The 25,374-nt window shown below is 75.7% G+C and carries 22 protein-coding genes and 1 pseudogene; 11 read left to right on the top strand and 12 right to left on the bottom strand.

What is annotated here, in order from left to right:
• Position 1 precedes the first annotated feature (1 nt).
• A complete protein-coding gene (locus ABD823_RS13630) occupies positions 2–931 on the top strand; it encodes an LLM class F420-dependent oxidoreductase (protein WP_344859397.1) in 930 nt (309 codons plus the stop codon).
• 17 nt (positions 932–948) lie between these two features.
• Here the strand turns inward: ABD823_RS13630 and ABD823_RS13625 are convergent, their stop codons facing one another.
• The 5 genes from ABD823_RS13625 to ABD823_RS13605 all read right to left on the bottom strand — a co-directional run bounded on the left by ABD823_RS13625 (position 949) and on the right by ABD823_RS13605 (position 4,319).
• The gene (locus tag ABD823_RS13625; protein ID WP_344859395.1) at positions 949–1,494 is read right to left on the bottom strand and encodes a hypothetical protein; all 546 of its coding nucleotides are present in this window, start codon (positions 1,492–1,494) and stop codon (positions 949–951) included.
• 70 nt (positions 1,495–1,564) lie between these two features.
• Positions 1,565–2,068: a GNAT family N-acetyltransferase gene (locus ABD823_RS13620; protein ID WP_344859393.1), complete on the bottom strand. Its 504-nt coding sequence runs from the start codon at positions 2,066–2,068 to the stop codon at positions 1,565–1,567.
• Positions 2,065–2,556, bottom strand: coding sequence for a metalloregulator ArsR/SmtB family transcription factor (locus ABD823_RS13615; protein ID WP_344859392.1), 492 nt, complete (start codon positions 2,554–2,556; stop codon positions 2,065–2,067). Before ABD823_RS13615 ends, ABD823_RS13620 begins: the two co-directional genes overlap by 4 nt.
• A gap of 307 nt (positions 2,557–2,863) precedes the next feature.
• Positions 2,864–3,064: a ferredoxin gene (locus ABD823_RS13610; protein ID WP_344859390.1), complete on the bottom strand. Its 201-nt coding sequence runs from the start codon at positions 3,062–3,064 to the stop codon at positions 2,864–2,866.
• A 43-nt stretch (positions 3,065–3,107) separates the two neighbouring features.
• Positions 3,108–4,319: a cytochrome P450 gene (locus ABD823_RS13605; protein ID WP_344859389.1), complete on the bottom strand. Its 1,212-nt coding sequence runs from the start codon at positions 4,317–4,319 to the stop codon at positions 3,108–3,110.
• A 132-nt stretch (positions 4,320–4,451) separates the two neighbouring features.
• Here ABD823_RS13605 and ABD823_RS13600 point away from each other — a divergent pair, with 132 nt between their 5' ends.
• The 3 genes from ABD823_RS13600 (at position 4,452) to ABD823_RS13590 (ending at position 7,256) form a co-directional block, all read left to right on the top strand.
• Positions 4,452–5,111: a TetR/AcrR family transcriptional regulator gene (locus ABD823_RS13600; protein ID WP_344859387.1), complete on the top strand. Its 660-nt coding sequence runs from the start codon at positions 4,452–4,454 to the stop codon at positions 5,109–5,111.
• Positions 5,112–5,223: 112 nt separating this feature from the next.
• Positions 5,224–6,240, top strand: a complete 1,017-nt coding sequence (locus ABD823_RS13595; protein WP_344859386.1) for a diacylglycerol/lipid kinase family protein — start codon at positions 5,224–5,226, stop codon at positions 6,238–6,240.
• Positions 6,241–6,500: 260 nt separating this feature from the next.
• The gene (locus ABD823_RS13590; protein WP_344859384.1) at positions 6,501–7,256 is read left to right on the top strand and encodes a hypothetical protein; all 756 of its coding nucleotides are present in this window, start codon (positions 6,501–6,503) and stop codon (positions 7,254–7,256) included.
• 37 nt (positions 7,257–7,293) lie between these two features.
• Here ABD823_RS13590 and ABD823_RS13585 read toward each other — a convergent pair whose 3' ends face one another.
• Positions 7,294–7,488, bottom strand: a complete 195-nt coding sequence (locus tag ABD823_RS13585; protein WP_344859382.1) for a hypothetical protein — start codon at positions 7,486–7,488, stop codon at positions 7,294–7,296.
• A gap of 17 nt (positions 7,489–7,505) precedes the next feature.
• Between ABD823_RS13585 and ABD823_RS13580 the strand changes: the two genes are divergently transcribed.
• On the top strand, positions 7,506–8,141 hold the full coding sequence (locus ABD823_RS13580; RefSeq protein WP_344859380.1) for a hypothetical protein: 636 nt from the start codon (positions 7,506–7,508) through the stop codon (positions 8,139–8,141).
• An 81-nt stretch (positions 8,142–8,222) separates the two neighbouring features.
• Here the strand turns inward: ABD823_RS13580 and ABD823_RS13575 are convergent, their stop codons facing one another.
• On the bottom strand, positions 8,223–8,807 hold the full coding sequence (locus tag ABD823_RS13575; RefSeq protein WP_344859378.1) for an ATP-binding protein: 585 nt from the start codon (positions 8,805–8,807) through the stop codon (positions 8,223–8,225).
• A 156-nt stretch (positions 8,808–8,963) separates the two neighbouring features.
• Between ABD823_RS13575 and ABD823_RS13570 the strand changes: the two genes are divergently transcribed.
• The 4 genes and pseudogenes from ABD823_RS13570 (at position 8,964) to ABD823_RS13555 (ending at position 10,798) form a co-directional block, all read left to right on the top strand.
• Positions 8,964–9,200 carry a DUF397 domain-containing protein gene (locus ABD823_RS13570; RefSeq protein WP_344859376.1) on the top strand — a complete coding sequence of 79 codons (237 nt, stop codon included), beginning with the start codon at positions 8,964–8,966 and terminating at the stop codon, positions 9,198–9,200.
• Positions 9,201–9,311: 111 nt separating this feature from the next.
• Complete coding sequence (locus tag ABD823_RS13565) at positions 9,312–10,217, top strand: helix-turn-helix domain-containing protein (RefSeq protein ID WP_344859374.1); 906 nt, start codon at positions 9,312–9,314, stop codon at positions 10,215–10,217.
• A gap of 143 nt (positions 10,218–10,360) precedes the next feature.
• A pseudogene (locus ABD823_RS13560) lies at positions 10,361–10,477 on the top strand (mycothiol transferase); the annotation flags it as partial.
• A 153-nt stretch (positions 10,478–10,630) separates the two neighbouring features.
• Positions 10,631–10,798 (top strand): hypothetical protein, encoded by a 168-nt coding sequence (locus tag ABD823_RS13555; protein WP_344859373.1) that lies wholly within the window; start codon positions 10,631–10,633, stop codon positions 10,796–10,798.
• A 20-nt stretch (positions 10,799–10,818) separates the two neighbouring features.
• On the opposite strand, the gene ABD823_RS13550 is transcribed toward ABD823_RS13555, so the two are convergent.
• The gene (locus tag ABD823_RS13550; RefSeq protein ID WP_344859371.1) at positions 10,819–12,144 is read right to left on the bottom strand and encodes a serine hydroxymethyltransferase; all 1,326 of its coding nucleotides are present in this window, start codon (positions 12,142–12,144) and stop codon (positions 10,819–10,821) included.
• Between the two features lie 154 nt (positions 12,145–12,298).
• On the opposite strand from ABD823_RS13550, the gene ABD823_RS13545 reads away from it, so the two are divergent.
• Both ABD823_RS13545 and ABD823_RS13540 read left to right on the top strand, forming a co-directional pair.
• Positions 12,299–12,457 carry a hypothetical protein gene (locus ABD823_RS13545; protein ID WP_344859369.1) on the top strand — a complete coding sequence of 53 codons (159 nt, stop codon included), beginning with the start codon at positions 12,299–12,301 and terminating at the stop codon, positions 12,455–12,457.
• 3 nt (positions 12,458–12,460) lie between these two features.
• Positions 12,461–13,897, top strand: a complete 1,437-nt coding sequence (locus ABD823_RS13540; RefSeq protein WP_344859368.1) for a WS/DGAT/MGAT family O-acyltransferase — start codon at positions 12,461–12,463, stop codon at positions 13,895–13,897.
• Here ABD823_RS13540 and ABD823_RS13535 read toward each other — a convergent pair.
• From ABD823_RS13535 to ABD823_RS13520, 4 genes are all read right to left on the bottom strand, one after another.
• Positions 13,862–14,311, bottom strand: coding sequence for an ATP-binding protein (locus tag ABD823_RS13535; RefSeq protein WP_344859366.1), 450 nt, complete (start codon positions 14,309–14,311; stop codon positions 13,862–13,864). The two genes, ABD823_RS13540 and ABD823_RS13535, sit on opposite strands and share 36 nt — an antisense overlap.
• A 121-nt stretch (positions 14,312–14,432) precedes the next feature.
• Positions 14,433–14,978, bottom strand: coding sequence for a type 1 glutamine amidotransferase domain-containing protein (locus ABD823_RS13530; protein WP_344859365.1), 546 nt, complete (start codon positions 14,976–14,978; stop codon positions 14,433–14,435).
• A gap of 140 nt (positions 14,979–15,118) precedes the next feature.
• Positions 15,119–20,455: a non-ribosomal peptide synthetase/MFS transporter gene (locus ABD823_RS13525; protein ID WP_344859363.1), complete on the bottom strand. Its 5,337-nt coding sequence runs from the start codon at positions 20,453–20,455 to the stop codon at positions 15,119–15,121.
• Positions 20,452–25,305, bottom strand: a complete 4,854-nt coding sequence (locus tag ABD823_RS13520) for an amino acid adenylation domain-containing protein (RefSeq protein ID WP_344859361.1) — start codon at positions 25,303–25,305, stop codon at positions 20,452–20,454. The genes ABD823_RS13525 and ABD823_RS13520 overlap by 4 nt, the downstream gene beginning before the upstream one ends.
• Between the last annotated feature and the right edge of the window lie 69 nt (positions 25,306–25,374).

Raw genomic sequence — 25,374 nt, 5'->3', positions numbered from 1 at the left:
CGTGATCGAACAGTTTACGGTGACCGGATCGGAGACGGGCATGGGCATCGGTCGGATCGGCGTGTGGCACCCGCTGCTGGGGAGGGCTCCGGCGCAGGCCGTACGGCGGGCGGCGGCGGAGATCGAGGCGCTCGGCTACGGCGCCCTCTGGTACGGCGAGGCCCCCGGGACGAGGGAGGCGTTCACCGCCGGAGCCGTCCTGCTGGCGGCCACGGAGCGGATCGCGGTCGGCAGCGGGATCGCCAACATCTGGGCGCGCGACGCGACCGCGATGGCGGCCGGCGCGGCGGCGCTCGGCGAGGCCTACCCCGGGCGGTTCGCCCTGGGTGTCGGCGTCAGCCACGCCCCGCTGGTCGAGCGGCGCGGCCACGACTACACGCGCCCCCTCGCGGCGATGAGCGCCTACCTCGACGCGATGGACCGCTCCGCAGCCGACCTGTTCCCCGTGGACCCGGCCCCGCCCCGGCTGCTGGCCGCGCTGCGCCCCCGGATGCTGGAGCTCGCCCGCGACAGGGCCGACGGCGCCCACCCCTACTTCGTGCCGCCGGAGCACACCGCCGCCGCGCGCGAGATCCTCGGCCCGGACCGGATCCTCGCGCCGGAGCAGGCGTTCGTGCTGGAGAGCGACCCGGGGCGGGCCCGGCAGGTGGCGCGGGAGCACATGGAGGGCTACCTCCGCCTGCCGAACTACGCCAACAACCTGCGGCACCTCGGTTTCGGCGACGACGATCTCGCCGGCGGGGGGAGCGACCGGCTGGTGGACGCGATCGTCGCCTGGGGCGACGCGGACGCCGTCGCGGCGCGGGTGCGCGAGCACCTGGACGCCGGGGCCGACCACGTCGCCCTCCAGCCCCTCCCGCCGGACCTGGACACGGGCGTGGCCCAGCTGACGGAGCTGGCCCCGGCCCTGGGCGTGCGCCCGGAGCGCTAGGCGCCCGTCTCGTACGGTCACTGGGCGCAGCTGAAGCTGAGCCTGGGCCCGGAGGGAGGGGACGAACACGACGAGCGGGTGCTGCGGCTGGTCCGCTCGGTGACCGAGCGCGACATCCCTGGACCTCCGGAGACGCGCGGATCCTCGCGCGCCGGGCGGTCGAGATGGCCACCTGCGGGCACACCCGTTACGAGGAGATCTTCCGGATCCCGTTCGCCGCGGCCCGCCGCTTCGGCTTCCAGGAACGCCGCGAGATCCTGGGATGGCTGAGGGAGCCGGACCGGCGCGACCACGCCCGGACCCCGGTCCGGGCGGAACGGGTCAGGCGGGTCGGGGAGGCGCTCGCCCGGCGGTCGGAGGAGCTGCTGGTCGAGCTGGCCGAGCACGGCCCCGCCGAGGCGGTGCGCAAGGTCCGCGCGCGGTCCGTACAGAAGAACGTGGCGCACGCCCTGGACGCGGTGGCAGAGCAGGCGGGGCTGCCCCGCGAGCAGTTGGTGGACCGCACCGTGCCGGACTTCGGCCTCGGCCCGGACAGGGTGCGCGAGGAACGGATCGGCGACCACCGGGTACGGCTGTGCGCCGACGGCCCGGCGCTGCGGTCGCCCTCCTGCGGCGGGGGAGCGGAAGGGGAACTCAGCCGATCACCGGGCTGCGCCGTTCGACCGCCACCACGTCGCGCCAGACGCCGTGGTGGCGCCCGATGCGCTCGCGGATCCCGACGACGCGGAACCCGGCGCGGGCGTGCAGGGCGAGACTGGCCGTGTTCTCCGGGAAGATCCCTGCCTGGATCGTCCAGATGCCCGCGGCCTCGGTCGAGGCGATCAGCGCCGCCAGCAGCGCACGGCCGACTCCCCGGCCCCGGGCGTCGGGGTGGACGTAGACCGAGTGCTCGACCACCCCGGCGTAGGCACACCGGTCGGACACGGCCGCCGCCGCGACCCAGCCCAGCACGCGGCCGTCGGCGTCCAGGGCCACGTACCGGTGGCCGGGCAGCTTGGCCGCGTCGAACCGCTCCCAGGTCGGGGCGGCGGTCTCGAAGGTGGCCTGGCCCTCGTCGATGCCCAGCCGGTAGACGGACAGCACCTGCTCGGCGTGCCGGGCTCCCATGGCGGTGATGCGCGGCGCGGCGGGACTCATCGCCGCTCCGCATCGGGCGGCAGGCCGGCGACGAGCGCGCGGACGGGGGTTTCGACCGCGTCGCGGACCGGGCGTACGGCGTCGACGGTGAGCACCTTGGGCGGCTCGGCGGAGACGCCGATGCCGGCCTGCGCCGCGGCGGGAATCCGCAGCAGGGCCGACAGGCGGGCCAGCGCGGCGGGCACCACCCAGTAGTGCACCCAGGTGCCGCGCCGCTCGGAACCGACCAGGCCCGCCTCGCGCAGCACCTTCAGGTGGTGGGAGATGGTGGGCTGGGAGACGCCGAACGGGCCGGTCAGGTCGCACACGCAGGCCTCGCCGCCGGGGTGGGAGGCGATCAGTGACAGCAGCCGCAGCCGGACCGGATCGCCCAGTGCCTTGAACATGCGCGCCAGGTCGGCCGCGTCGGCCTCGCCGAGCGGCTCGCTGGCCATCGGCGCGCAGCACGCGGCGGCGAGGTCGAGGACCGGCGGCTTTTGCTTCGGCATACCTCTATGTTGACATCTGTCTATTCAAAGCGCCAACCTCCTTGCATCGGCATCCGTCGATACAACCTGTTGCGCGAGGGGAACCGTCATCTCCCGGATCCGGCTCGCCCTGCGCGTCGCCGATCTGGAAGGCTCGATCACCTTCTGCTCGCGCCCGTTCGGCACCGACCCGGCCGCAGCGTCGCCGAGGCTGAGGCCGCCGCCGGGCCTGGCTCTGCCTCCGAGGTCCGATCATGCGGCTGAAGCTCCTCGCCCCGACCGCACGATCCGAACCTCGGACGGCTCGGGACCGCGCCGGGCGCGGGGCTCACCCCTGCCCGCTCAGCCCGATGGCGGCGGCGGGGCAGACGGCGGCGGCCTCGCGGACGGCCGCGTGCAGGTCCGCGCCGGGCTCGGGATCGAGGAGGACGACGACGCCGTCCTCCTCGCGCTGGTCGAACACCTCCGGGGCGATCAGTACGCACTGACCGGCGCCGCAGCACCTGGCTTCGTCCACGGTGACCTTCATCCGCGGCTCCTCCCCTCCGCCGGCCGGGCGGGGCGGGCGCGGGTCACCAGCGGACCGGGACCGCGCGCAGGCCGCCGACGGCCAGTCCTTCCACGCGCTCCAGCTCCTCGACCGGGACGGCCAGCTCCAGGGAGGGGAGCCTGCGCAGCAGCACCTCGAGCACGACTTGCAGCTCGGTGCGGGCCAGCGCCTGCCCCAGGCAGGAGTGGGCGCCGGAGCCGAAGGCCAGGTGCGGGTTCGGGCTGCGGCCCAGGTCCATCTCGGCCGCGGCCGCGAAGGCGCTCTCGTCGCGGTTGGCCGCGGCCATGCTGCAGATCACGGTGGTGCCGCGAGGCAGGACCGTGCCGCTGACCTCGATCTCCTCGCTCAGGTAGCGCGGCAGGCCGAAACCGGCGTTGGCGTCGAGGCGCAGCGACTCCTCCACCGCCGTGCGCACCAGCGACGGTTCGGCCAGCAGCCGCTCCCAGCGGCTGCGGTCGGCCAGCAGCATGGAGACCATCTTGCCGATCATGTTCGCGGTGGTCTCGTGCCCGGCGACCAGCAGCCCCATGCCGGTGACCATGATCTGCACGTCGGACAGCCCGCCGCCCTCGGGGCCGCCGACCGCGATCAGCTCGCTCAGCAGGTCCTCGCCCGGCGCGGCGCGCTTGGCGGCGACGTGGCCCGACATGTAGTCGACGAACTCCGCCTGGGCGGCGTCGGTCTCGGCCTTGCCGTAGCGGGTGAGGTTGAGCAGCGTGTCGGACCAGTAGGCGAACCGGTCGCGGTCGGCGGCCGGCACGCCGAGCATGTCGCAGATGACGTACACCGGCAGCGGGAAGCCCAGATCCGCCCTGAGGTCGCCCGGCGCGCCGCGCTCGACCATGTCGTCGACGAGCCGCTCGGCGATCTCCGTCATCGCGGGCCGCAGCGCGGACATGCGCTTGGCGGTGAACCACCTGCCGACCAGGCGCCGCCAGTGCTGGTGCCCCTCGCCTCCGTCGGGGACGATCTGCGCCATCTCGCTGTTGAACACCCCGCCGCCCTCCGCCGAGAGCCGGGCCGCGTCGGGGGCGTTGAGCAGGCGGGTGAAGCGCGGGTCGGCGAGCACCTGCTTGACGTCCGCGTAGCGGGTCAGCAGCGTCGCCCGGTCGCCGCTGGGCAGCCTCACGGAGGCCACCGGGCACGCGCCGCGCAGCTCGGCCCACTCCGGCGGCGGCTCCAGCGCCGAGTCGCTGGGGATCGGGTAGTCCAGGATCTGCTCGTTGACGGTCATCGGTTACCTCCGGCGGCGCCCCGGCCCGCACGTGCCCGCATACGTCGTGCTCCCTTCGGTGGTCACACCCTGCCTGGAAGCCTACACATGTAGGAAATCCTGCACCTGTAGTTCGAAGGTAAACTGCGGGGCGTGGTCACGAGCAGAGGCGGCGCCCCCGCGGGGGACCGGAGGGTGCGCCGCACCCGCGCGGCCCTGGCGGGCGCGCTGATCCGGCTCGTCGCCGAGCGGGACCTGTCCAGGATCAGCGTCGCCGACGTCGCCGAGCGCGCCGGAGTGAGCCGCTCGACCTTCTACGACCACTACCGGGACGTCCACGAGCTGGCCGAGGCCGCCTGCACCGCGATGATCGACGAGCTGATCGGGTCCCTGCCCTCTCCCGGCCCCGGCTCGGCGGACCCGGCCAGGGACGCGGCCCGGTCGCTGGAGGCGTTCTTCGCCAGCCTCGCCGAGCACGCCGGTCTCTACCGGGCCCTGCTGGGGCCGCAGGGCAGCGCGCGGCTCGCCGACCACATCCGCCGCCGCGTCACCGAGGGCGTCTACGACCGCGTGCGCCGGGCCTCGGGCGACCTCGGCGACCTCGGCGGCCTCCCAGAGCGCGCCGGCCCGCCGCAGGGTGTCCCGTACGGCACGCCGCACGACGTCCCCGCGGCGTTCACCGCCGGAGCGCTCATCGGCGTGGCCTCGGACTGGCTCCAGCGCGGCTGCCCGTGCTCACCGGCCGAGATGGCCGCCCTGACCTGGCCGCTCCTCGGCGCGCTCTACCGCGTCGACGCCGGCGCGCCCGCCTGAATCCGTCCCACCGGCACGCCTGGACGGGTTCCCTGAGGGCAGAGGACCCCGGACGGCCCGGGCGGAGGACCCGGCCGGACGGACGGCCGACGACGGCGCGGGGAGGACGGGCATGGCCGGGCTGCTGGCGATCTGCAACCGGGGGGCGGGCGGCGCGCAGGAGGAGGCCGTCGAGGCGGCGCTCGGCACGCTGTGCGAGGGCGCCGACGTGGCCGAGGTGAGCAGCACGGGCGCCGACCGGGGGGACGGGGCCGAGGAGCCGGACCGGCGGCTGGACCGGGCGCTGGACGCCTGCCCCGGCCGCGACGTGGTCGTGCTCGGCGGCGACGGCTCGCTCCACGTGGTCGTCGCCGCGCTGCACCGCCGCGGCGAGCTCGGCGAGCGCGCGGTGGGCCTCGTCCCGCTGGGCACCGGCAACGACTTCGCCCGCGCCCTCGGCCTCCCGCTCGACCCGGAGCGGGCCGCCCGCGTGGTGCTGGCCGGGCACCGCAGGCCGATGGACCTGCTGGTGGACGACGACGGCGGGATCGTGGTCAACGCCGTCCACCTCGGCGCCGGCGCGGAGGCCTCGGAGCGGGCCGCGCCGCTCAAACCGCTGCTGGGACGGCTGGCCTACCCGCTGGGCGGGCTGCTCGCGGGGGTGCGCAGCCGCGGCTGGCGGCTGCGGGTGACGGTGGACGGGCGGCCGCTGGCCCGCGGTCGCCGGGTCCTCATGGCGGCCGTCGGCAACGGCGTCACGATCGGCGGCGGCACGCCGCTGACCCCGCGCGCCCGGCCGGACGACGGCATGGTGGACGTCGTGGTCGCCGCGACGACCGGGCCGCTGGCCAGGGCCGCCTACGCCCTGCGCCTGCGCCGGGGGACCCACCTCGGCCTGCGCGAGGTGGTCATGGACCGGGGCCGCGAGGTGACGGTCTCGGGCGGCCCCGTCCCGGTGAACGCCGACGGCGAGCTGACGGGTCCCGTCACCCGCCGCAGCTGGACGGTCCTCCCCGCGGCCTGGCAGGTATTCGCCGAGCCGGGCGGGCAGGTCGCGCAGGCCGGGGCCGCCGACCGGCGGCCCGACCGGCGGAGCGGAGAGGCGCCGGTCCCGGAGGCCGCCGGTCGTCGTCAGGGGCGCGATGCCTGACGTGTCCTCGGCCGGGCCGCGAGGTGGCGGGCCGGGCGGCGGTACTCGCCGCGGCTCGTCGCGCCCACGGCCGACTTCGGTGAACAGCCGTCGTCTACTTTCGGGGGACGGATCCGGCGCTGCGCGTCTCCTAGTGTTCTGTGCATGCTCACGACATCCCTCGCGCCGGCCGCCCCCGTACCGCCGGCCGGAGCCCGGGCGGCGCGGCCGTCCCCGCAGCCGGACCTCCCCGGCCCGACGCACCGGGGAACCGCATGCCCATGACCCGGCGAACGGAGAACCGCCGCCGGAGCCGCCGGTGGTGGATCGTGGCCGCCGCCGCTGCGCTCCTGGCCGCCGCCGTGGCGCTGACGGCGGTCGTCTTCCCGTCCGTCGCCGCCACCGTCTGCCCCGGCTGCTACGGCCTGGAGCGGCTCCGGCCCGGCGTGTACGCCGAGCCCGGCCTCTCCCAGCCCCGGAGGCGGCAGGTGATCGAGGTCGTCGAGCGGGCGGACGAGCGGGTGCGTGACTTCTTCGGGGGGCGGAAGAGCTCCCCGGACGTCCTCGTGTGCCTGTCGGACGAGTGCTACCGCAGGATCGGCGGCGGCCGCGAACGCGGCATCGCCGTGCTCAACCGGTCGGTGATGCTGTCTCCGCGCGGCGTCGATCCCGTGATCGCCTCGCACGAGCTGACCCACGTGGAGCTCCACGCCCGCCTCGGCGGCGCGGAGGTGCCGCAGTGGTTCGACGAGGGCCTCGCCGTCCTGGTGAGCGACGATCCCCGCCACCTCGCCCCGGCCGGCGACCGCTGCCTGGTCGTCCCCCGCGGCCCCCTGCCGGCCACCCTCGGCGACTGGCTGCGCGCGGCGTCGGCCGATCCCCGGGTGTACGCCGAGGCCGCCTGCCAGGTGAGCCGCATGGCGGGGGCGGGCGGCGGGAAGGAGGCCCTGCGGGCCCTCGTCGGACGGCTGTCGGCGGGACAGCCCTTCCCGGACGTCCGGTGGGGGGCCGCCCCGGCCGGCGGGTCCCGCGCATGAGCGTCTCCGCGTCCGGCGCACCGGCCGGGGCGTTCCCCTAGGAGGTCCGCCCCGTCCCCGGAGGCTCCGGCGCGGCCTCCTCCTCCGCCGCCTCCGCCAGGCGGGTGCGGAGCCGCTCGCGGATCTCGTCGGGGGTGTAGGAGCGGCGCCGCCGCTCCGCCCGGGCGACCACCACCCCGGTCGCCGCGACGCCCGCGATTCCGGCCAGGCCGAGTACCTTCCACCAGCGCATGTCTTTAGGGTAGGGGAATGTCCGTTACGAGCATCAGCCTCGACGAGGCGGTCGACCTGACCCGGACCGGCGACGTGTGGGTGTTCCGCGGGCGCTCGGTGCCGGACCGCGCCATCCAGACGGTGACCAACAGCCCGGTCAACCACGTCGGCATGTCCGTGGTCATCGAGGACATGCCCCCGCTGATGTGGCACGCCGAGCTCGGCCGGTCCCTGCCCGACCTGTGGTCGGGCACCCACCAGCGCGGCGTGCAGCTGCACGACCTGCGCGACGCCGTGCGGGTCTGGGCCACCCGGTACGGCCAGCGGGCCTGGCTGCGCCAGCTCCAGCCGGAGGTCACGTCCGCGATGGAGGACGCCGTCCTGCGCACCGTCGCCCGCCTCGACGGCACGCCGTTCCCCTCCACGGCCCGGCTCGCCGGGCGGTGGGCACGCGGGCGGCTGCCCAGGATCCTGAAGCGGGGCGGCGGGCAGAGCGCGCTGGAGAGCGCCTACTGCGCGGAGGTCGTGGCCGTCACCTACGAGGCGATGGGGCTGCTGCCGGGCGGGCGCCGTCCCAACTGGTACGACCCGGGCCGGTTCTGGAGCGGCGACGACCTGGAGCTGTGCGAGGGCTTCCGCCTCGGCGGGGAGATCACCGTCAAGACCGGGTGAGCTCCGCGCCCGGCAGCCGCCCCCGCCGGCCGGGCGCGGGCACCGTACGGCGGGGGGACCGGGCGCCGCGGACCGGTGCGCTCAGCGGCGGGGGCCCGGCTGCCGGTCGTGCGGCTCCGGCAGGACGAACGCCGCCCACACGGCTTTGCCGCCCTTCTCCAGCGGGGACCACCCCCACATGTGGCTGACCCCGCGGACGATCTGCAGCCCGCGGCCGCTCTCCGCCTCGTCGTCGAAGTCCCGCAGGAAGGGGGCCTCGTCGCAGGGGTCGGTGACCGCGCACAGCACCGAGTGCTCGGTGCTGCACAGCACGACCCGCGCGTGCCGGCGGGAGACCGGCGGATAGGGGAGGGCGGCGTTCCGGACGCCGTGGCGCAGGGCGTTGGTCACCAGCTCGGAGACGGTCAGGGTGACGTCGTCGACCAGGGGGGCGAGCCCCCAGGCGTGCAGGGACGCGGTGGTGAAGTCGCGGGCGGTCCGAACGGCGCAGGGGTCGTCGCGCAGGCTCCGCACCGCCATCTGGAGCTGCTCGAGGTGGCTGCGGCCGCCGGACCACGGCGGCAGGCCGCTCGGCGGGAGCAGGTGGTCGAGCATCGACAGCCAGCGCTCCCAACCGCCGATCTCTGCCCGGACGGAAGCGACGTCGTGCCGTGGATAACCAGTCATCAGCGACCTTGGGGGAGAGGCGGCGATCGCATAACGGGGTGTCTCATGATTCATCTTCCATGTGACGATGTGCAAGTGCAAGTACGGATGCATGTGCATATGCACACGTCTATGCTGATCAAAATGTTCCCCTGCCTGATTCGGTGAGAGGCGAGGATGGATCAGCTGCGTAACGGCATGCCCGCGGCCCTGCTGGGGAGGGCGGACTGGCGCAAGAGCCGCTTCAGCAACCCCAGCGGCAACTGCGTCGAGCTGGCCCGGCTGCCGGGAGGCGAGGTGGCCGTGCGGAACTCCCGCGATCCCGAGGGGCCGGTCCTGGTCTACACCCGGGGAGAGGTCGAGGCCTTCGTCCGGGGGGTGAAGGACGGGGAGTTCGACGACCTGATCGACTGAGGTCGTTGAAGATTGAAACGTCGTCTGGCCGGAAACGCTCCCCGGGAGTACCGTGAAGGCCGCGCCGGCCGCGGGCGCGCAACCAGCACTCCAGGGCATGAAGGATCGCCGATGACCAGAGCCGACGCCCATCGTGAGCCGGTCGAGCCCATCCCCCTGGACCGGTCCAGGGGGAGTTCGACGGTGCTGCGGATCGTGCTCGGCGCGCAGCTGCGCCGCCTGCGCGAGGCGCGCCACATCACCCTGGAGCGGGCCGGCCACACGATCCGGGCCTCCCACTCGAAGGTCAGCCGCATGGAGCTCGGCCGGGTGAGCTTCCGCCTGCGCGACGTGGCCGACCTGCTCACCCTGTACGGCGTGACGGACGAGGCGGAGCGCGCGTCGCTGCTGGGGCTCGTCGAGCGGGCCAACCAGCCCGGGTGGTGGCACAACTACAGCGACGTGCTGCCGAGCTGGTTCGAGACCTACGTGGGCCTGGAGGAGTCCGCCTCCGTCATCCGCAACTACGAGGTCCAGTTCGTCCCCGGCCTGCTGCAGAGCGAGGACTACGCGCGGGCCGTCGTCCGCCTCGGCTTCCCGGACGCCCCCGAGCAGGAGGTGGCCCGGCGGGTGCGGCTGCGCATGGCGCGCCAGCGGCTGCTGCACGCGCCCGATCCCGTCCACCTGTGGGCGGTGCTGGACGAGGCGGTGCTGCGCCGCCCGCTGGGCGGGCCCGAGGTGATGCGCGGCCAGATCGACCGCATCCTGAGGGCGGTCGAGCTGCCCAACGTGACCGTCCAGATCGCTCCGTTCAGCATCGGCGGCCACGCCGCGGCCGGCGGCCCCTTCAGCCTGCTGCGCTTCGCCCAGCCGGACCTGCCCGACATCGTCTACCTGGAGCAGCTGACCAGCGCGGTCTACCTGGAGAAGCGCGAGGAGGTGGAGCGCTACCTGGAGGTGATGGAGCGCCTGTGCCTGGCGGCCGAGCCCGCCTCCGAGACCCCGGCGATCCTCACCCGTATCCGTGACGAGCTGTAGCCCTCCGCGCCTCGCGGCGGGGCCCTGTTCCCGGCCGGGCTGAGGGCGGCCGTCGGGGCCTCGCCGATGACCCTGGGCGGACTGCTCAAGCACATGGCCTACGTCGAGGACCACTGGTCCTCCCGGCGGCTGCACGGGCGGGAATCGAGGAGTACGCCCGCCACAACGGCCACGCCGACCTTCTGAGGGAGGCGGTGGACGGGCTCACCGGGGAGCAGCCGTCCGGCTCCTCCGTGCGGACAGTGAGATCTACGTTGTAAAGGCGGGCGGTCGTCCGGCACCTGCGACGTGCGCCCGCGCCGCGCCGACCGCGGACGGTCGGCCCTCCGCCGGACGAGGCGGGTGGCCGGCCGCCGCGGCCGTGACCGGTCAGGGCGGGCGGTGGGGGGAGATACCGGCCCTTCCGGGCGACGATGCAGGGCGCGCGGGCCAACGACCTGCCGGCGGTCTCGTTCACCGAGCGGCACGCGGGCGGCCGGACCCGCTACGTCCTCTACGACCCCGGGTTCGTCGCGACCGGGATGACGCGGTCGCCCCGGCAGCCCCTGCGCGCCCTGGTCGGGGAGGCCGCGCCGCGCTGACCGCGCTCCCGAGGGGAGGGTCAGGCGCGGCGGCGCAGGGCCCGCGCGGCGGGCAGGACCCGCTCCGGGTCCTCGCCGTCGACCAGCAGGCGGCGCACCAGGACGGCGATCTCGCCCATGTCCTGCGGGCCGAGACTGCGGCGGACCACCTCCTGGGTGCCGATGCGCAGCGCCCGCATGGGCTCGCCCGGCGCCTGGCCGGGCAGGCCGATGCCGCTGAGGAAGACGCCTCCGGCGGCCAGCCGCCGGGCCGCCTCGGCCGGGCCGCCGAACGCGGCGGCGTCCACCGCGACGTGGTGGGAGGCGGTCCAGCCCCGGTCGGCCGCGACGACGGGCAGGCCCTCGCCCGCCAGCGCCTCGGCCAGCGCGGCGGCGGCCGCGATGCAGCGGTCGGCGTAGGCGGGGCCGCCGGCGGCCAGCTCGGCGGCGGTGACGGCCAGCGGCGCGAGCCGGGAGGCGTCGTAGTTGGCGGTCAGGCCGGGGTAGGCGGCCTCCGAGATCCGGCGGGCCCGCTCCTCGTCCCGGGTGACCACGGCCGCGCCGGGCGGGCCGCCGAAGGACTTGTAGGTGGACATCGTCAGCACGTGCGCGCCCTCGTCCAGCGGCCGCTGGAACCGGCCGCCCGCGATCAGCCCGGCCACGTGGGAGGCGTCGTAGACCAGCAGGGCGCCGACCTCGTCGCAGGCCGCGCGGATCCGGGCGACGTCGTGCGGGAACAGCATCAGGCTCGCCCCGACCACCACCAGCACGGGCCGGTGACCGCGCAGGAACGCCGGGAGCGCGCCGTGGTCCACGTCGAGGCGGACCGCGTCGTAGGGCAGGTCCACCACGTTCAGGCCCCGGATCCCGGCCGCGCCCTGCGCGTGGTGGCTGGCGTGGCCGCCCGCGGCCTCCGGCAGCACCGCGATCGTGTCGCCCGGCCGGGTGAAGGCGGCGTAGCAGGCGAGGTTGGCCAGGGTCGCGCTCTGCAGCCTGACCTCGGCGAAACCGCCGCCCATCAGCGCCGCGACCTGGAGCGGCGCGAGCACCTCCAGCACGTCCAGCTCCTCCAGGCCGGTCTGGAACTTCTCGCCGGGCCAGCCCATCGACGGCCGGCTCGCCAGGGCCACCTCGTGGGCCGCCCGGGCCCGCGCGCTCATCGTGTTCGTGCCCGCGTACAGGACGACGCCCTCCTCGTCGAGGCGGCGCAGGTGCCCGGACAGCGCCTCGCCGACGGTCTCGACGACCCCGTCGGCGTCCAGCCCGGCCAGCGCCGCCTCCAGCTCGGCCAGGCGCCGCCGCGCGCGGGGCGGGGCCCAGGGGGCGATCCGGCCGCGCTCGCGCTCGTCCACGCCGTCTTCCTTCACGGACGTCTCCCTTCACAGGCGGGCGGCCGGTCGGGGCGGCCGGCCGCCGGCGGATGAGCGTGACGTTAGCGCCTGATGGCACCCGGAGGTGAGAACCCTCTCTCGTCCAGTGGAAAGCGGTATATCAATGGATCATCCGGGCACAGTTCCCGCCGTGCGGCAGCTGATCGGTGAGATCGTGACGATCACGATCGTGCTCGGCCTCGCCGGGCTGGCGGTGCTCGTCGTCTCCGTCGTCACCCTCGCCGTGCTCGGGGTGCTGGCCCTGGTCACCGGCAGGGAGCAGGATGGGACCCAGACTTTCGGGAGGTAGGCGATGCGGCAGCTCAGCGCGGTCGACACGCAGTTTCTGAACTTCGAGTCCGACACGACCGTCGCGAACATCGCCGGTCTGGCGATCCTGGACGGCGTGCTGACCCGGGGAGACCTGCTCTCCCTGCTGGCGAGCCGGCTCCACCTGGCCGCGCCGCTGCGCGAACGGCTGGCCTTCGTCCCGTTCGGGCTGGACCACCCGTACTGGGTGGAGGAGCCCCGGGTGGACCTGGACTACCACGTGCGCGAGCTCGCCCTGGCCCCGCCCGGCAGCGACGAGCAGCTCGGCGAGCAGGTGGCCCGGCTGCACGCCCGCCGCCTGGACCGGCGCCGCCCGCTGTGGGAGATGTACCTGATCCACGGCCTGGCCGGTGACCGGATGGCCCTGTACACCAAGGTCCACCACGCCGCGGTCGACGGCGTCACCGGTGCCGACGTGCTGGCCGCGCTGCTCGACATCTCACCCGAGCCCGCCTCGCCCCCGCCGCCCGTCCCGGACCGGCTGCCGGAGCGGATCAGCACGGCGGAGATGCTCGCCAAGGGGGTGGCCAAGACCGTCGCCAACCCGGCGAACGCCGTCCGGTTCCTGGTGGACGCCGTCCCGCACCTGGACGAGATCCCGGTCGTCTCCCAGCTGCCCGGCGCCGGCCTCGTCTCGCGGGTCACCCGCGACCTGGAGAGCCGGCTGACCAGGAACGACCCCGGGCCCGAGCTGCCCCGGATGGTGCCTCCCCGCACCCCCTTCAGCGGCCGGATCAGCGCCCACCGCAGGTTCGCGTTCACCGAGCTGCCGCTGGAGGAGGTCAAGCGGGTCAAGAACGCCTTCGGCGTCACGGTCAACGACGTGGTGATGACCCTGTGCGCCGGGGCGCTGCGGCAGTGGCTGCTCAAGCACGACGCGCTGCCCGACCGGCCGCTCGTCGCCGGGGTCCCGTTCTCCCTGCGCGCGGCGGGCAACCAGAGCGCCGGCAACCAGGTCACCCTCATGATCACGCAGCTGGCCACGCAGATCGCCGATCCGGTGGAGCGCCTGGAGGCCGTGCGGGACGCCATGCGGCGGATCAAGAGCCGCTCCGCGCTCGCCCCCGCCCCCTGGCTCCAGCAGATCAGCGACATGATGCCCTCGGCCCTGACCGGGCTGGCCGCCCGGGCGGCCTTCGAGCTGTTCGCCGGGGCCGCAGGGCCGATCAACCTGCTGGTCTCCAACGTCCCGGGCCCGCAGATCCCCCTGTACGTCTGCGGCGCCCGGCTGCTGGCCTACCACCCCGTCTCGGTGATCACCGACATGAGCGGCGGCCTGAACATCACGGTCTTCTCCTACGACGGCTCCCTGGACGTCGGCGTGATCGCCTGCCGGGAGATGGTGCCCGACGTGTGGACGATCACCGAGTATCTCCGCGCCGCCCTATCGGAGCTGGTGCTCATCGTCGAGCACCAGTGACGCGCCGGGGGCGTCGTCGTCGAAGTGCAGCGCCTTCTCCAGGCAGACGATCGTGCCCTTCTCCTGCCGCCGGACGAAGTGGATGTCGTCCGCCAGCGCCCGCATGATCTGCAGGCCGCGGCCGGACTCGGCGGTGGGGGAGGCGTGGCGCGCCTGGGGGAACTCGAAGCCGCCGCCGGCGTCCACCACCTTGATCACGCAGCGGCCGCGGGAGAGCTCGGTGCGTACCACGTAGTCGTCGCTCTCGACGGCGTGCCGGATCACGTTGGAGCACGCCTCGGAGAGCATGAGCTGGATGTCGTCGCGGATCTGCGCCTTGACGCCCAGCGCGGTGAGCGACGAGTCCAGCATCTGCCTGATGACCGGGACGCTCGCGGCGTCACGCGGCAGGCGCAGCGCGATGGTGGCTTCCACGGTTCTCCCCTTCCCCTTCCCCCGGCGGCCCTGCCGACCCCCTGCCCCGGGGGACGCCGCCTAATCGGGTACGGCGGGGCGGGGCGGCCCCGCCGTACCCGGAGCCGGCGGGCCGGCCGCCTCAGGCCGAGAAGGCGTCCACGGCGGCCTCGCAGAACGCCTTGAGGTCGTCGGGCTTGCGGCTGGTGACCAGGACGTTGGGGCCGCCGTCGCAGACCACGACCTCGCGGTCCGTCCACATCGCCCCGGCGTTGCGCAGGTCGGTCTGGAGGCTCGGCCACGAGGTGACCGCCCGGCCGCCCACCACGTCGGCCTCGATGAGCGTCCAGGGCGCGTGGCAGATCGCCGCGACGGGCTTGCCCGCGTCGAAGAACGCCTTGACGAACCGCACGGCGCCGGGCACGGTCCGCAGGAAGTCGGGGTTGGCGACGCCGCCGGGCAGGACCAGCCCGTCGAAGCCGTCCGCCGACACCTCGTCGACCGTGGCGTCCACCGGGAAGGTGTCGGCCCGGTCCAGATGGTTGAACGCCTGGACCTCCCCGCCCTGCGTGGAGACCAGCCGGGGGGTGCCGCCCGCCTGCCGGACGGCCTGCCACGGCTCGGTGAGCTCCACCTGCTCGGTGCCTTCGGGAGCGACGAGGAACGCGATCGTCTTGCCGGTGAGCATGGTCCTCCCCCTGGTGGGATTCAGAGCTGTGCGTGTCAGCGGCACGTCATGCCCCACCCGCCGGGATCTATGCGGTGGAACGGGGGAGGACCCGGCGGGGGCCCGGCGCCCGGCCGGTCCGGCGGACCGGCCGGGCGTGCTCACGGGCGGCGCCCCCCGGCGAGGGCCGCGTCGGCCTCCGCCTGGACCGCGTCCAGGTCGTCGGCGATCTCGGCGCCCGCGACCGCGTCGGGCAGCGCGTCCTCCATCCGCCGCAGCGGCCGGTACCACAGCCCCAGGGCGCCCCAGAACATCAGCAGCGCGCCGCAGACGGCCAGCAGCAGCCCGATGCCGCGCCCCGGCCCCACCCCGACGACGTCGCCGACGACCGTGTCCGCCAGGGCGCCGCCCGGCGCCAGCAGCGGGCCGAAGACGTCGTCGGCCAGGACCGGCGCGGTGAGGAACGCCAGCGGCGTCATCGACACCGCCATCATCTGGTTGGTGGCCAGCACCCGGCCCTGCAGGTCCAGGCCGACCTTGAGCTGGATGAGCGCGAGCCAGTGCGCGTTCAGCACCGTGAGGAACGCCCACGCCACCAGCGAGCCGGCGGCGGCCAGCAGCAGCGAGGGCCGGAGCCCGACCAGCAGGATCCCCGCCCCGAAGCCGATCACGAAGCCGACCATGCCGATCGCGCGCCGCTCGGTGCCGCCCCAGAACACCATGACCAGGGAGCCGAGCACCGCGCCCACGCCCTCCATCGCGGCCACCGTGCCCACGCCCGCGGCGTCGCTGAAGGACAGCACCGCGGGCACCGTGACGGCGACGGCGAGCATGCCCAGGTAGTTCTCCACGACGAAGAACCCGATCATGAGCATCAGCGGGCGGCGCCGGACGAGGAAGCGCCAGCCGCCGACGATGGCCTGGCCGAAGGACTCCTCCAGGCGGTGGAAGAGCCGGTCGGGGAAGCGGACCAGCAGCAGCGTGCCCAGCCCGGCGAGGAACGTCACGACGTTCACGGCCACCACGCCGTGCACCCCGACCGCGGTGATGAGCGCGGCGCCCCCCAGCGGGCCGATGAGCATGCCCAGGCCGGTGCCGAGGTTCGCCAGCGCGTTGGCCTGCATGAGGTACGGCTTGGGCACCAGCTGCGCGACCGCCGCCAGGTAGGCGGGCCGGTGGAAAGCCGTCACGAGCGACAGCAGCCCGGCGATGATCCCGACCTGCCACACCTCCAGCCGCCCCAGCCACAGCAGCAGCACCAGGACGGCGGTGGCCGCGGCGGAGACCCCGTCGCAGACCAGCATGATCGTCCGCCGGTCCATCCGGTCGGCGAGCGCGCCGCCCAGCGGCGCCGCCAGCAGCGACGGCAGCAGGGCGAGCATGGTGACCAGGGAGTAGTCCAGCACCCGGCCGCTCTCCTGGTAGGCCCACACGCCCAGCGCGAAGGAGGTCAGCGCGGCGCCGAGCAGCGACAGGGTCTGCCCGGCCGCGACGGTGTAGAAGCGGCGCAGGTCCCGGCGGGCGCCGCTCCCGGCGACCCCGACCTCCCCGACCGGCTCGGGCAGGTCGCCGCCGGACCAGCGGTCCAGGTGCCCGTCGATCAGCCGGGCCAGGGCCGCGGCCTGGTGCTTGAGGAAGTAGTGGCCCGCCCGGGGGATCGTGGCCAGCTCCACCCGCTCGGCGAACGCCCCCCACTCCCGGTAGCGCTCCTGGTACAGCTCGGTCGCCCGGTCCCGCTCGCCGATCACGCACAGCAGCGGCGCGGCGAGCCTGCGCCCGTCGGCCGCCTCCAGGTGGCCGCTGAACCACGCCTGCGCCTGCTCGACGTCGTGCCGGAGCGCGCGCAGCATGACCTCGGTGTCGCCGAAGTCCTCGTCCAGGGCGCCCAGCATGCGCAGGAAGTCGCGCTGGGTGCGGTCGGAGGCCCACCGGTGGGCGGGGAAGCGCCGGTTCCACCAGGCCGACAGCCGGCCGGGCAGCCGCGCGTCGGGGAAGCTGCCGCCGACGAAGACGCCGGCGACCCGCTTGCCGGCCGCCTCCAGCCGGAGCGCCACCTCGGTCGCGGCGGCCGAGCCGACGCAGTGGCCGTACAGCGCGACGGGACCGGACACGCCGTCCAGCTCGGCCGCGATCCGCTCGGCCAGCTCCGGCAGCGGCAGCATCGCCTCCTCCGGCCGGGCCGGGTCGTGCCCGGGCAGCTCCACGGCCAGCACCGCCGTACCGGGACAGGTGCGGGCCAGCTCGGCGGCGAGCGGCTGGTAGGCGGCGGCCGAGCCTCCGCCGTACGGCAGGCACACGACGGTGCGGCTGGCCGTGCGCGGCCCGGCCAGCCGGTGCAGCAGCCCCGCCTCGGATCCGGCCCCGGCACCGGCGTCGAGGTGGGCGGCGAGCTCGCGGACCGTGGGCCGGGTGAACAGGTCGATCACCCGCAGCGCCGGGTCGATCTCCCGCACCGCCCGCACCGCGCGGAAGGAGTCGCCGCCGAGGGCGAAGAAGTCGTCGTCGGCGCCGACCTCCTCCACCTCCAGCACCCGCGCCCAGACCTCGGCGATCCGCCGCTCGGTCGGGGTGCCCGGCGCGGTCCGCTCCGCGGCGGGCGCCGCCTCGGGGACCGGCAGGCGGGCCCGGTCGACCTTGCCCAGAGGGGTGAGCGGCAGCTCGTCGAGGACGACGATCGCGGGCGGGACCATGTAGTCGGGCAACCGCTCGCGCAGCCCCGCGCGGACCGCGGCCAGGTCCACGGAGGCGGGCGCCACCCAGGCGGCCAGCCGCCGGGAGCGGCCCTCGCCGACCGGCAGCACCGCGGCCTCCCGGACCCCGGGCTGCTCCTGCAGCGCGGCCTTCACCTCGCCCAGCTCCACCCGGAAGCCCCGGATCTTGACCTGGTCGTCGACCCGGCCGAGGAACTCCACGAGCCCGGCGGAGTTGAGCCGGACCCGGTCGCCGGTGCGGTAGCAGCGGCCCGTCCCGGTCACCGGGTCGGGCACGAACCGCTCGGCGGTCAGGTCGGGGCGGTTCAGGTAGCCGCGGGCCAGGCTGGGACTCGACACCCACAGGTCGCCCGGGACCCCGGCGGGCAGCGGGCGGCCCGCGGCGTCGACGATGTGGCACTCGACGCCGGGCAGCGGGCGGCCCAGCGGGACCGACCCGGGCCCCGGCGGCGTGTCCGGCACCCGGCCGCCGAGCACCGAGACCGTCGTCTCCGTCGGCCCGCAGTGGATCTGCACCTCCAGGTCGGGGCGGGCCGCGCGGACGCGCTCGGCCAGCTCCCACGAGGTCGCCTCCCCGGCGAGGATCAGCAGCCGGCGCGGCAGCATCCGGGCCAGGTCGCCGTGGGCGGCCAGCAGCTCCAGGTGGCTGGGCACCATCTTGACCACGTCGACGGGGTGGGCCTCGAGGTAGGCGGCGTACTCCTCGGGGTCGGTGGCGGCCTCCTGGTCCACGAAGTGCACCGCGGCGCCCCGGGTGAGCGCGCCGTACAGGCAGGTCATCACCAGGTCGGAGGCGATCGTGGAGACCACGCCGTAGGAGGCGTAGGCGTCGGGCACCAGCTCGGCCACGCCGTGCAGGTAGTGCAGGGCCGAGCGGTGCTCGATCCCGACGCCCTTGGGGCGTCCGGTGGAGCCCGAGGTGAAGATCACGTGCACGAGGTGGCCGGGGGTGACGCCGGCCTCCACCGGCCCGGCCGGCCCGTCCGGCTCGGCGGCCAGCAGGTCGGGCAGGACCAGCGTGCCGGGGACCCGGCCGGCGTGCTCGCGGTCGGCCAGCACGATCCGCGCGCCGGCCGTCTCCATCATGTAGGCGAGCCGGTCGTCGGGGTAGGCGGGCTCCATCGGCATGTAGGCGCCGCCGGCCCGCAGCACGCCCAGGAGCGCGGGGACCAGCCCGGTGTGCCGGCCGGCCAGCACGCCGACCGGCTCGTCCGGCCGCACCCCGGCCGCGGCCAGGTGGCGGGCCAGCCGGTCCGCCAGCCGGTCCGCCTCGCCGTAGGTGAGCGATCCGGAGGCGTCCACCGCGGCCACCGCCTCCGGCGCCTGGCGGATCCGGTCGCCGATCACCGCGTGCAGCGGCCGGGACAGGTCCATCCGCAGCGCCGGGCCCGCGACCGCGGGACCGGTCACCGGCTCCAGCGGCACGGCCGCCGCCGGCGCGTCCAGGTCAGCGAGCATGCCCTCCAGCAGGTTCAGGTACCAGCCGGTCATGCGCCGCACGGTCGCCTCGTCGAACAGGTCGGTGCGGTAGGTGAGTTCGCCGTCGTAGGTCTCGCCGTCGTTGACGAAGGCCAGGTTCAGGTCGTACTTGGCGGTGCGCGGCGCGGCCTGCACGACCTGGGCGGCCAGGCCGGGGAAGTCCAGCGCCTGCGGGGGGTCGTCCAGGACGTTGAGCAGCGCCTGGAAGATCGGCGTGGTGGCGAGGTTGCGCTCGGGGTGCAGGTGCTCGACGATCCGCTCGAAGGGCACGTCCCGGTGGGTGAGCGCGTCCAGCACGGCGTCCCTGGTGCGGGCCAGCAGCTCGCGGCCGGTCGGCTCGCCGGAGCGGTCGCCGCGCAGCACCAGCGTGTTGACGAAGCAGCCGAGCATGCGCGCGGTGTCCGGGTGGAGCCGGCCCGCCTCCGGCACGCCGACCGGCACGTCGTCGGTGCCGGAGATCCGGCCCAGCAGCTCCTGCCAGGCGGCCAGCAGCACCATGAACGGCGTGCAGCCGGTCAGGGCCGCGGCCTCGCGGACCCGGGCGGTCAGCGCGGGCGCCAGCCGCACCGGGACGCTCGCGCCCGTCCAGTCGGCGACCGACGGCCTGGCCCGGTCCACGGGCAGGTCCAGGACCGGCTCCAGCCCGGCCAGCCGCTCGGTCCACCAGGCCAGGTCGCCCTCCGGCCGCCCGGCCAGCCAGGCCGCGTAGTCGGCGTACTGCACCCGCGGCGGCGCGGGCGGCTCGGCCAGGCCGAGCCGGGCCGCGTACAGGGCGGCCAGCTCGGCCAGGGCCAGGTTCCGCGACCAGGCGTCGAAGGCGATGTGGTGCACGGTCAGCGCCAGGACGTGCTCGTCGCCGCCGGGCAGGCGCAGCAGCAGGGCGCGGGTGGGCGGCTCGGCGTCCAGCGCGAACGGCCGGGCCAGCTCCCGCTGGAGCCGCTCCTCCAGCAGGCCGGGGTCGGCGAGGTCCTCGACCGCGATCGGGACCCGGTCGGCCGCCACCGGGACGGCGCCCGCGTCGGTGACCAGGCTGCGCAGCACCTCGTGCCGGTCGGCGAGGTCCCGTACGGCGCCCAGCAGCGCGCCGGTGTCCAGCGGGCCGCGCAGCCGCAGCGCGGCGGGCACGTTGTAGGCGGCCAGCTCGTCGAGCTGGGCGAGGAACCAGAGCCGGGCCTGGGCGGGGGACAGGGGGGCGGGGCCGCCGGTCGCCGGCCGGGCGGGGATGCCCGGGGCGGCCTGGGCGGCGGCCCGCCGCGCGGCCGACAGCCGGGCCGCCAGGGCGCCGCGGCGCTCGTCGCTGACGGTCACGGGGTCTCCTCCTCCAGCTCGGCCAGGAGCAGGGTCTCCAGCCGGGCGGCGTAGTCGGACAGCGTCCGCGCCTCGAACAGCAGGCGGACGGGGACGGTGAGGCCCACGGCGTCGCTCAGCCGGGCCGTCACCAGGGCGGCGGTCGCGGAGTGGCCGCCGAGGGCGAAGAAGTCGTCGTGCGCGCCGAGGCCGGAGCGGCCCAGCACCGCGGCCCAGACCTCGGCGACCAGCAGCTCGGCCTCGGTGCCCGGCGGCACCGGCGCGGCCTCGCCGGCCGGTTCGGGCAGGGCGGTGCGGTCCACCTTGCCGGAGGCCGTGACGGGCAGGGCGTCCATGACCACCCAGCGGCGCGGCACCATGAAGTCGGGCAGCCGGGAGCCCAGGGCGCGCTCCAGCTCGCGGGTGTCGGTCCCCCGCGGCGCGGCGAGATAGCCGATCAGGTGGTCGCCGCCGTGCACGGTCACGACCGCGTCGGGGACGTGCTCGCGCAGCGCGGCCTCGATCTCGCCCGGCTCGATCCGGTGGCCGCGGACCTTCACCTGCCGGTCCCGGCGGCCCAGGAAGTCGAGCGTGCCGTCGGGCCGCCAGCGCGCCAGGTCGCCGGTGCGGTAGCGGCGCCCGCCCAGCGGGTCGTCGGCGAAGGCCGCGGCGGTCTGCTCCGGCCGGCCCCGGTAGCCCCGGGCCACGCCGGCGCCGCCGATCCACAGCTCGCCGGGCGTCCCGGCGGGCAGCAGGCGGCCCGCCCGGTCGAGCACGTAGGCCCGCTCCCCGGCCAGCGGCGTGCCGATCGGCACCGGGTCGCCGACCGGCGCGGTGACGCGGGCCATGGTGGAGTAGATCGTGGTCTCGGTGGGGCCGTAGGCGTTCCACAGTTCGCCGACCCGCTCCAGCAGGTCGGCGGCGAGGGCGGCGTCGAGCACCTCGCCGATGCTGACCACGCGCACGTCCCCGCCGCGCCAGCCGGAGGCGACCAGCATGCGCAGCGTCGTCGGGGTCGCGGTCATCAGCGTGACGCCCGCCTCCTCGATCCGCCGGGCGACGGCCCGCCCGTCGAGCGCGTCGTCGCGGCCCAGCAGCTCCAGCCGCATGCCGTGGCAGAGGCTCACCCACAGGTCGAAGCCGAACACGTCGAACGAGAACGGCGTCAGCCCGAGCATCACGTCGCCGGGCCGCAGGCCCGGGGCGATCCGCATCGAGGCGGTGAACGCCGCGAGGTTGGCGTGGGTGACCTCCACGCCCTTGGGCGCGCCGGTGGAGCCGGAGGTGTAGAGCACGTAGGCGAGGTCGCCGGGGTCCACGCGCGGCGGGTCGCCGGGGTCCGCCCCGTCCGGCCCGGGCAGGCCGACGACGGCGCAGCCCAGCTGCCCGGCCACCGCCAGCCCCTCGCCCGCCGCGACGACCAGCTTGGCGCCGGAGTCGTCGACGTAGTGGCGGAGCCGCTGGACCGGGTGCCCGGGGTCGAGCGGGACGTAGGCGGCGCCGGCGAGCAGCACGCCCAGCAGCGCCGCGGGCAGGTACCGGTCGCGGGGCAGGCACACGCCCACGCAGGCGCCCGCGGCGGCCGGGCCGAGCGCCGCGGCGACCCGCCGCGCCCGGTCGGCCAGCTCGCCGTAGGTGAGGACGCCGCCGCCGTCGGCCACCGCGACCTCGTGCGGGCGCCGGGCGGCCTGCTCCAGCACCGCCTCCACCACGGTCCGCGGCCTGTCGGCGGGCAGCGGCGCGCCGGTCCCCGCGGCCAGCAGCGCGGCCCGCTCCTCGGGACCGACCACCTCGAAGGCGGACAGCGGCCGGTCGGGGTGGGCCAGCGCGTCGGACAGCAGCCGGACCAGGCGGTCGGTGAGGGCCTCGGCCCCCGCCCGGTCCAGGTGCTCCAGGTCGTACTCGACCTGGAGCTCGGGCCCGGCCGCGGTGTCGTTGACGTAGACGATCAGCGGGGCCTGGGCGCTGCCCGCGTCCAGCTCGCCGATCAGGTCCACGCCCACGCCGCCGCGCTCCAGCGAGACGGGCACCTCCGCGGGCTGGAGGGAGAGCGTGACGGGCGTCAGCACCGCGCCGGGCGGGCGCTCCACACCCGCGGCCTCGGCCCGCTCCCGCGGCGGGAGCGCGCGGTGGTCCATCGCGCGGGCGGTCACGGCGCCCGCGTGCCGTACGGCCGCGCGCAGCGACAGCTCGTCGTCCAGGCGGAGCCGTACCGGCAGCACGTCGACCAGCAGGCCGACCACGTCCTCCAGGCCGGGGGCGGCGCGGTCGGCCACGGCGGCGCCGACGACGACGTCGCGCCGGTCGGTCAGCCCGGCGACCAGCATGCCGAGCACGGTCAGGTGGACCGCGAAGGGGGTGGCCCCGCACTCGGCGGCGAGCTCGCCGACCCGCGCGGCCGTCGCCGGGTCGAGGGGGCGCACCAGGCGCTCGCCGCGCAGCCGGCTGGGCCGCCCCTCGGGGTGGGGCAGCAGCTCGTACGGCGGGACCGCTCCGGCGAGCTCCCCGGCCCAGAAGGCCCGCAGCGCCTCGGTGTCCGGCGCGGCCGCCTGCTCGCGCAGCGCGACGTCGCCGATCTGGAGCGGCTCCGGCGGGGAGGCGTCGCCGGAGCGGGCGAGCCCGTCGAGGAGCTCCCGCATGACGATCCCCAGCGACCAGCCGTCGAAGGCGGTGTGGTCGGTCAGGAGCACCAGTTCGGCGCTGTCCGGCCCCGACCACAGCAGGGTGGCCCGCAGCAGCGGCGTCTCCCGGGAGATGTCGAAGTCGTGGGCGACCGCGGCCCGGCGCAGCTCGTCGGCCTCCCGCTCCGAGGCCGGGCGGTGCTCGGCCAGCGGCACCGGCGCCGGCGGCCGGACCTCGGCGGTCGCGCCGTCCACGACGACGGTGCGCAGCGCCTCGTGGCGGCGGACCAGCGCGTCCAGCGCGGCCCGCACCGGCTCCGCGGAGGTCGGGCCGCGCAGCCCGAGCCGGAAGGCGATGGCGGTGGCGCCGGGGTTCTGGCTGACCTCGCGCAGCAGGCGCATGCCGCGCTGGGTCTCCGTCAGCGGGTAGGAGGTCCGCCCGGCGTGGCGGACCAGCGGTGCGGCGGCGGCCGGGGCGGCCTGGGCGACGTACGCCGCCAGCTCGGCGACCGTGGGCCGGGACAGGAAGGCCGTCAGGGGGACGTGGACCCCGAACTCCCGCTCGATCCTGGCGCAGATCCTGGCGGCGGCCAGGGAGTGCCCGCCCAGGTCGAGGAAGTGGTCGTGGACGCCGACCCGTGCGGCGCCGAGCACCTCGGCGGTGACGGCGGCCAGGCGCCGCTCGGTCTCGTCGCGGGGGGCGGTGTGCCCGGCGGTCTTCCCCGCCGTGTCCCCGCCGGTGCCGCCGGAGGTGTCCCCTGCGGTGTCCCCGGTGGCGTCCTGGGAGAACGCCACCGCGGGCAGCCGGGAGCGGTCCGCCTTCCCCGTGGGGCCCACGGGGATGGCGTCGAGGAACACGATCCTGGCCGGGATCATGTAGTCGGGCAGCCACTCGCGCAGCCAGGACCGCAGCCGCTCGTCGTCGAGGCCCGGACCGGCCGGTTCGACGTAGGCGACCAGCCGCCGGGTGCCCTCCTCGTCGGCCGGGGCGAGCACGACCGCGTGGTTCACCAGCGGGTGGCGGGCCAGCCTGCCCTGGACCTCGCCCAGCTCGACGCGGAAGCCCGCGACCTTGACCTGGTCGTCGATCCGCCCCTCGTAGAAGTGGACGCCGTCCTGGCGGCGGACCAGGTCGCCGGTGCGGTAGTGGCGGACGCCGGCGGCGTCGGTCACGAACCGCTCGTCGGTCAGCTCGGGCCGGTTCAGGTAGCCCCGGCCGACCAGCGGGCCGGCCACCCACAGCTCGCCGAGCTCGCCGTCGCCGAGCTCGCGGCCCTCGGCGTCGCGCACCGACAGCTCCGACCAGGCGTACGGCGTGCCGATCGGCGGCTCGCCCGCCTCGTCCCGGGAGATCTCGTGGGCGCAGCAGTGCACGGTGCACTCGGTCGGCCCGTACAGGTTCACCATGCGCCGCACGCCGGGGTTGGCGAAGACCCGGTCGGCCAGCGCCCGGCTCACCGGCTCGCCGCTGGACAGCACCGTGCGCACACCCTCCGGCAGCGGCTCCCGCAGCAGCGCGGTCAGCGCCGAGGCCGCCGCGCTGATCATCGTGACCTCGTCCCGGGCGGGCAGGGTGTGCAGCGCGAGGGGGTTCTCGGCCATGATCACCGTGCCGCCCACCAGCAGGGGCAGGTAGAGCTGGGGCACGGAGGGGTCGAAGCAGACCGAGGTCGAGGCGAGGAAGCCGGACAGCTCCTCGGCGGTGAAATGGCCGGAGTCCCAGCGCAGCAGCGTCATCACGTTGCGGTGCTCGATCACGACGCCCTTGGGGCGGCCGGTCGAGCCGGAGGTGTACATGACGTAGGCCAGGTCGGACGGGTCGACCGGCACGCCGGGGTCGTCGCACGGGCGCTCGTCGAGCCCGTCCACCAGGACGAGGCCGCGCTGCGGCAGCCGCCCGGCCAGCGCCGCGGAGGTCACCGTGTGCGAGACCCCGGCGTCCCCGGTGATGAACTCCAGGCGGTCGGCGGGGAAGGCGGGGTCCAGCGGCACGTAGGCGGCACCGGTCTTCCAGACGCCCAGGAGCGCCGCGATCAGGCTCTCGTCGCGGTTCAGGCACACGCCGACGGTCGAGCCCCGCCCCACCCCCAGGGAGAGGAGCTCATGGGCGATCCGGTTGGCCCGGGCGTTGAGGTCGGTGTAGGCGGTGCGGAGCGTTCCAGCGATGACCGCCGTGTGGTGAGGGGTCCGTCGCACCTGCTCCTCGAAGGCCTTATGGACCGGTTCGAGCAGCGCAAGGTTGCCAGCCACCCTTGGTCTCCTCTTGTGTACGGGAAAGGGCGTACGGGTTGTACGCGGGCAAGGCTGGCAAAACACGCG

The sequence above is a fragment of the Planomonospora alba genome, from assembly GCF_039534085.1.
In the GTDB taxonomy this organism is placed as follows: domain Bacteria; phylum Actinomycetota; class Actinomycetes; order Streptosporangiales; family Streptosporangiaceae; genus Planomonospora_B; species Planomonospora_B alba.
This window is presented reverse-complemented; position numbering and strand designations above follow the sequence as displayed.